Annotated in this window: 6 protein-coding genes; 5 read left to right on the top strand and 1 reads right to left on the bottom strand. The window is 70.9% G+C overall.

All coding sequences use genetic code 11. The features are described 5' to 3' along the window. From TSO221_RS32460 to TSO221_RS32440, 5 genes are all read left to right on the top strand, one after another. Positions 1–248, top strand: a 248-nt coding sequence (locus TSO221_RS32460) for an NAD-binding protein (RefSeq protein ID WP_158284280.1), incomplete at its 5' end; no start/stop codon positions are given. An 11-nt stretch (positions 249–259) separates the two neighbouring features. Then, complete coding sequence (locus tag TSO221_RS32455) at positions 260–1528, top strand: glycerate kinase (RefSeq protein WP_109122605.1); 1269 nt, start codon at positions 260–262, stop codon at positions 1526–1528. Between the two features lie 17 nt (positions 1529–1545). Beyond that, positions 1546–2313 carry an HpcH/HpaI aldolase/citrate lyase family protein gene (locus TSO221_RS32450; protein ID WP_109122604.1) on the top strand — a complete coding sequence of 256 codons (768 nt, stop codon included), beginning with the start codon at positions 1546–1548 and terminating at the stop codon, positions 2311–2313. 141 nt (positions 2314–2454) lie between these two features. After that, the gene (gene garD / locus TSO221_RS32445) at positions 2455–3984 is read left to right on the top strand and encodes a galactarate dehydratase (RefSeq protein ID WP_109122603.1); all 1530 of its coding nucleotides are present in this window, start codon (positions 2455–2457) and stop codon (positions 3982–3984) included. A 19-nt stretch (positions 3985–4003) separates the two neighbouring features. Continuing rightward, the gene (locus TSO221_RS32440; protein ID WP_109122602.1) at positions 4004–4843 is read left to right on the top strand and encodes an aldo/keto reductase; all 840 of its coding nucleotides are present in this window, start codon (positions 4004–4006) and stop codon (positions 4841–4843) included. A 3-nt stretch (positions 4844–4846) separates the two neighbouring features. On the opposite strand, the gene TSO221_RS32435 is transcribed toward TSO221_RS32440, so the two are convergent. Continuing rightward, positions 4847–5920 (bottom strand): LacI family DNA-binding transcriptional regulator, encoded by a 1074-nt coding sequence (locus TSO221_RS32435; RefSeq protein WP_109122601.1) that lies wholly within the window; start codon positions 5918–5920, stop codon positions 4847–4849. Positions 5921–6213: the final 293 nt, after the last annotated feature.

The following is a 6213-nucleotide window of genomic DNA, read 5'->3' as shown; positions in this document are numbered from 1 at the left end:
TCGAGGTGCACGGCGAGCGCATGGTCAAGCGCACCTTCGATCCGGGCTTCCGCATCGAGCTGCACCAGAAGGACCTCAACCTCGCGCTCAGCACCGCGCGCTCGCTCGGCGTCGCGCTGCCGAACACCGCCACCGCGCAGGAGCTGTTCAACGCCTGCGCCGCCCGCGGCGGCAAGGCGTGGGACCACTCCGGCATGGTGCGTGCGCTGGAGTTGATGGCCAATTTCGAGATCGGCCAGAAGGCGTAGGGGAGACCGCCATGACCATCGCCCCTAAGGATCTTCTGCGCCGGATGTTCGACGCCGCGGTGAACGCCGCCCAGCCGGCGCACTGCGTGCCGCTGCACCTGCCGGAGCCCCCGAAGGGCCGGTTGCTGGTGATCGGCGCCGGCAAGGCCTCGGGGGCGATGGCCAAGGCCTTGGAGGACTGCTGGCCCGGACCGCTGTCCGGGCTGGTGGTCACCCGCTACGGCTACAAGGTGCCGTGCGAGCGCATCGAGGTGGTCGAGGCCGCCCACCCGGTGCCGGATTCCGCCGGTCTGCTCGCCGCCGCCCGGATCGGCACGCTGGTGCAGGGCCTGACGGCGGACGATACGGTGCTGTGCCTGATCTCCGGCGGCGGCTCGGCGCTGCTGGCGCTGCCGCTGGACGGGCTGACGCTGGAGGACAAGCAGGCGGTCAACCGCGCGCTGCTGACATCCGGCGCCACGATCTCCGAGATGAACTGCGTGCGCCGCCACCTCTCGGCGGTCAAGGGCGGCCGGCTGGCGGCGGCCTGCCATCCGGCCCGGGTGGTGACGCTGCTGATCTCCGACGTGCCCGGCGACGATCCCATGGACATCGCCTCGGGGCCGACGGTGGCCGACCCCACCACCTGTGCCGACGCGCTGGCCATCATCCGCCGCTACGGCATCGCCGTGCCGCCCAAGGTGATCGAGGTGTTGGAGAGCGGCCGCGGCGAGAGCGTCAAGCCGGGCGACCTGCGTTTGCGGCGCGCCGAAACGCGGACGATCGCCACGCCGCAGATGGCGCTGGAGGCCGCCGCCGCGGTGGCACGCGAGGCGGGCTACGCCGTGCACATCCTGGGCGATGCCATCGAGGGCGAGGCCAAGGACGTCGGCAAGGTGATGGCCGGCATCGCCTTGCAGGTCGCCCGCAACGGGCAGCCCTTCACCGCGCCCTGCGTGCTGCTGTCGGGGGGCGAGACCACGGTGACGGTGCGCGGCTCCGGGCGCGGCGGGCGCAACGTGGAGTTCCTGCTGTCGCTGGGCGTGGCGCTGGATGGTTGCCCTGATATGCACGCGCTGGCCGGCGACACCGACGGCGTCGATGGGCTGGAGGAGATCGCCGGGGCGTACCTCGGCCCCGACAGCCTGCAGCGCGCCTGGGGCCTGGGCGTCAAGCCCAGGGACAGCCTGGCCGACAACGACGGGCACGGCTTCTTCGAGGCCTTGGGCGACAGCGTCGTCACCGGCCCGACCCTGACCAACGTCAACGATTTCCGCGCGATCCTGATCGACGCGCGCTGAAGGACGAGGAGACTCCCATGAACATCCCCGAGAACACGTTCAAGCGCGCGCTGGAGGCCGGCCGCTCGCAGATCGGCCTGTGGTCGATCCTGTCCAGCCACGTCACGGTGGAGATCATCGCCGGTGCCGGCTTCGACTGGCTGGTGCTCGACACCGAGCATTCGCCCAACGAGCTGCCGATGGTCTACAGCCAGTTGCAGGCCGCCGCCGCGGGCGGCCGGGCGCATCCGGTGGTGCGGGTTCCGTGGAACGACATGGTAACGTTGAAGCGCTACCTGGACATCGGCGTGCAGTCGTTCCTGATCCCCTATGTCGAGAGCGCCGAGGAGGCGGCGAGCGCGGTGGCGTCGACCCGCTACCCGCCGCACGGCGTGCGCGGCTACTCGGCCGCACCGCGGGCGAGTGGCTTCGGGCGGATCAAGGACTACCCGCAGGTCTGCGAGCGCGAGCTGGCGGTGCTGGTGCAGATCGAGACGCGCAAGGGCCTGGACAACATCGAGGCGATCGCCGCGGTGGAGGGCGTGACCGGGCTGTTTATCGGGCCGGGCGATCTGGCGGCGGCGCTGGGGCACGTCGGCAACCCGAAGCACCCCGAGGTGCAGGCGGCGATCGAGGACGCCATCGCGCGCATCCGCAAGGCCGGCAAGCCGGCCGGCATCCTGAGCGCCGACGAGGCGCTGGCGAAGCGCTACATCGAACTGGGCTGCACCTTCACCGCGGTCGGCTCCGACCTCGGCATCCTCGCCCGCGTCTCTGAACAGCTTGCCGCAAAGTTCAAGGGCTGACACGTCAAAAGCCCTCCCCCGCTTCCGGCGGGGGAGGGTTGGGTGGGGGCAGCGGCCCAGCCCGGCAACAACCAGCCCCCACCTAACCTCCCCCTGCGGAGCAGGGGGAGGGACAACGCAAAATTCTCAAAGGCAACGGCCATGACCGACACGCCGCTCTACATCAAGGTGCACGCCGACGACAACGTCGCCATCGTCGTCAACGCTCTGGGCCTGCCGGCGGGGACGGAGTTCCCCTGCGGGCTGGTGCTGCGCGAGTTCGTCCCGCAGGGGCACAAGGTGGCGCTGCGCGACCTCGCCGAGGGCGAGGCGATCCTGCGCTACGGCGAGGTGATCGGCACCGCCGAGCGCGCCATCCCCACGGGGAGTTGGATCGAGGAATCGCTGGTGCGCCTGCCGAAGGCCCCCGATCTCCACAGCCTGCCGCTCGCCACCAGCGTGCCGGCGCCGCAGCCGCCGCTGGAGGGCTACACCTTCGAAGGCTACCGCAACCCCGACGGCTCGGTCGGCACCAAGAACGTGCTGGGCATCAGCATGAGCGTGCAGTGCGTGGCCGGCGTGCTCGACCACGCGGTCGAGCGCATCAAGAAGGAGCTGCTGCCCCGCTTCCCCAACGTCGACGACGTGGTCGCCATCGAGCACGCCTACGGCTGCGGCGTGGCGATCAACGCGCCGGAGGCGGTGGTGCCGATCCGCACCCTGCAGAACCTCGCCCGCAACCCGAACCTGGGCGGGCAGGTGATGGTGGTCGGCCTAGGCTGCGAGAAGCTGCAGCCGGAGCGCCTGCTGCCCGCCGGCGCCGACGGCGCCACCAGCATCATGACCTTGCAGGACGAGCGCAACGTCGGCTTCGGCTCCATGGTGGCGTCCATCATGGAGATGGCGGAAAAGCGCCTGGAGGAGCTGAACCGGCGCCGCCGCGAGACCTGCCCGGCGTCCGACCTGGTGATCGGCATGCAGTGCGGCGGCAGCGACGCGTTCTCCGGCGTCACCGCCAACCCGGCGGTCGGCTACGCCTCCGACCTGCTGGTGCGCGCCGGGGCGACCGTCATGTTCTCGGAAGTCACCGAGGTGCGCGACGCCATCCACCTGCTCACCCCGCGCGCCGCCGACGAGGAGGTCGGCCGCGCGCTGATCCGCGAGATGGACTGGTATGACCGCTACCTTGCGGCCGGGCAGACCGACCGCGCCGCCAACCCGTCGCCGGGCAACAAGAAGGGCGGCCTCGCCAACGTGGTGGAGAAGGCGCTGGGCTCCATCGCCAAGTCGGGCAGCAGCGCCATTTCCGGCGTGCTGTCGCCCGGCGAGCGTGCCGACCGCAAGGGCCTGCTCTACGCCGCCACGCCGGCCAGCGACTTCGTCTGCGGCACGCTGCAGCTGGCCTCGGGCTGCAACATGGAGGTGTTCACCACCGGCCGCGGCACGCCCTACGGCCTCGCCATGGTGCCGGTCATCAAGGTGGCGACCCGCACCGCGCTGGCCGAGCGCTGGCACGACCTGATCGACGTGGACGCCGGGCGCATCGCCACCGGGCAGGCGACCATCGAGGAGATTGGAATGGAATTGTTCCAGCTTATCCTTGCTGTCGCCAGCGGCCGCAAGCAAACCTGGGCCGACCGCTGGGGCCTGCGCAACGCGATGACGCTGTTCAACCCGGCACCCGTGACCTGATATCAAGACGGAGACGACCATGACGGTTCCGACGACGACGCTCCCCTCCGGCGAGGCGGTGCCGGTGCTGGGGCAGGGGACCTGGTTCATGGGCGAGGACGACCGCGAGTGGGGTGCGGAGGCGGACGCGCTCCGCCTCGGCCTCGACCTCGGCCTGACGCTGATCGACACCGCCGAGATGTACGGCGACGGCGGGGCCGAGGAGGTTGTGGGCGACGCCATATCCGGCCGTCGCGACGGCGTGTTCCTGGTCAGCAAGGTGCTGCCGCAGAACGCGTCGCGCCGCGGCGCCATTGCTGCGTGCGAGCGCAGCCTGCGCCGGATGGGGACCGACCGCATCGACCTCTACCTGCTGCATTGGCGCGGCGGGCACCCGCTGGCCGAGACGGTGGCGGCGTTCGAGGACCTCCAGGCCGCCGGCAAGATCCGCCACTGGGGCGTCAGCAACCTCGACCCGCGCGACATGGAGGAACTGGTCCGGGTGCCCGGCGGCGAGGCCTGCGCCACCGACCAGGTGCTCTACAACCTGACGCGCCGGGGCATCGAGTTCGACCTGCAGCCCTGGTGCCTCCGCCGCGGCATCCCGATCATGGCCTATTCGCCGATCGAGCAGGGCCGCATGCTGAACCATCCCGAGCTGCGCCGTGTCGCCGGCCGGCACGGCGCCACGCCGGCGCAGGTGGGGCTGGCGTGGCTGCTGCGGCAGGAGGGGATGATCGCCATCCCCAAGGCGTCGTCGCCCGAACACGTGCGCGAGAACCGCGCGGCGCTCGACCTGCGCCTGACCGGGCAGGACCTCGCCGACCTCGACCGCGCCTTCCCGCCGCCGCGCCGGGCGCAGCCGCTGGAGATGCTGTAGGGCTTACGTCGTCGCGCGCTCGACGATCTCGAAGCCGACGTCGACCACCTTCTGCGCCACCGGCTTGTCGGCGAGGCGGTCGAGCAGCGCCTCGGCGGCGAGGCGGCCGATGGCGAAGCGGTCGATGCGCACGGTGCTCAGCGGCGGCGACATGTATGCGGCGAAGTCCAAGTCGCCGAAGCCGATCACCGCGATGTCGCCGGGCACCGACAGGCCGCGCGCCTGCGCCTCCAGCACCACGCCGTGCGCCATGGAATCCGAGCTGCAGTGGATCGCCCCGCGGAACCCGCCGGTGAGCAGCCGGCCCAGCGCGTCGCGGCCCATGGCCAGCGAACTGGGGGCCGGCGTGGTGACGCAGGTCACGTCGGTGACGCCCAGGGCGCCCAGCGTGTCGACGATGCCGTCGCGGCGGATGGTGGCGCGCTCGTCCTCGGCGCTGAACACGGCGACGCGGCGGTAGCCCCTGGCGTGCAGGTACTCGGCGATGCCGCGCCCGACCGCCTGGTGCGAGAAGCCGACCGCCATGTCGATGGGCTTGTGCGACAGGTCCCAGGTCTCGACGATGGGGATGCGCGCGGCGCGCAGCTGCCGGCGCGTCTCCGGCGAGTGGGTGGTGCCGGTCAGGTACAGCGCGTCGGGGCAGCGGCTGAGGATGGCGTGCAGCAGGTTGTCCTCGCGCTCGGACGGGTAGCCGGACAGGCCCAGCAGCATCTGGTAGCCGTCCATCGCCAGCCGGTCGGTCAGCGCCTGGATGGCGCCGGAGAACAGCACGTGCGTCAGCGTCGGCACCACCGCCGCCACCAGCCTGGTGCGGCTGGAGGCCAGCCCGCCGGCCAGCAGGTTCGGCACGTAGCCGGTCTCGGCGATGGCCTTGCGGACGATCGTCTGGATTTCCGGCGTGACCGATTCCGGGCGGTTGATGACGCGCGACACCGTCATCGCCGACACGCCGGCCAGCTTCGCCACATCCCCCAGCGTCACCCGGCCGCTCGACGGGCGCACGCCGCGACCCGTGCCGGTCTTGGCCGTGATCGCCTTGGCGGCCTTGCGGGGAGGGAGGGTCGGTGTGTCGGACACGGCGGGGTTCCTGGGAAAGGGTACTACATACGATGTATGAACAGGGTCAGCAAGAGTCGCCGGCCACCGGAAGCGGCGGGAAGCCTTTGGTCCGACACTGATCACGTGTAGCGGGTTTCGGCTCTTTGCAAGGCTTGGGCAACGGCGTGGGGAGCGTCGGGCCGGCGAAAAAATAGTCCAAAACGTCGCACCCCTCTTGCGGCCGGCGCCAGTTAGCGCTAACAATCGCAGCGCTATTGTGAGCGCTAACAATATAAGAACACGCGGCGCCCGCACACCGAAATCCGGTACGG

It is taken from the genome of Azospirillum sp. TSO22-1, from assembly GCF_003116015.1.
Classification (GTDB): Bacteria; Pseudomonadota; Alphaproteobacteria; order Azospirillales; family Azospirillaceae; genus Azospirillum.
This window is presented reverse-complemented; position numbering and strand designations above follow the sequence as displayed.

Excerpts from the sequence above, each read along its gene's own strand:
- TSO221_RS32455 (WP_109122605.1), top strand. The coding sequence starts at position 260 with ATGACCATCGCCCCTAAGGATCTTCTGCGCCGGATGTTCGACGCCGCG.
- TSO221_RS32450 (WP_109122604.1), top strand. The coding sequence starts at position 1,546 with ATGAACATCCCCGAGAACACGTTCAAGCGCGCGCTGGAGGCCGGCCGC.
- garD (WP_109122603.1), top strand. The coding sequence starts at position 2,455 with ATGACCGACACGCCGCTCTACATCAAGGTGCACGCCGACGACAACGTC.
- TSO221_RS32440 (WP_109122602.1), top strand. The coding sequence starts at position 4,004 with ATGACGGTTCCGACGACGACGCTCCCCTCCGGCGAGGCGGTGCCGGTG.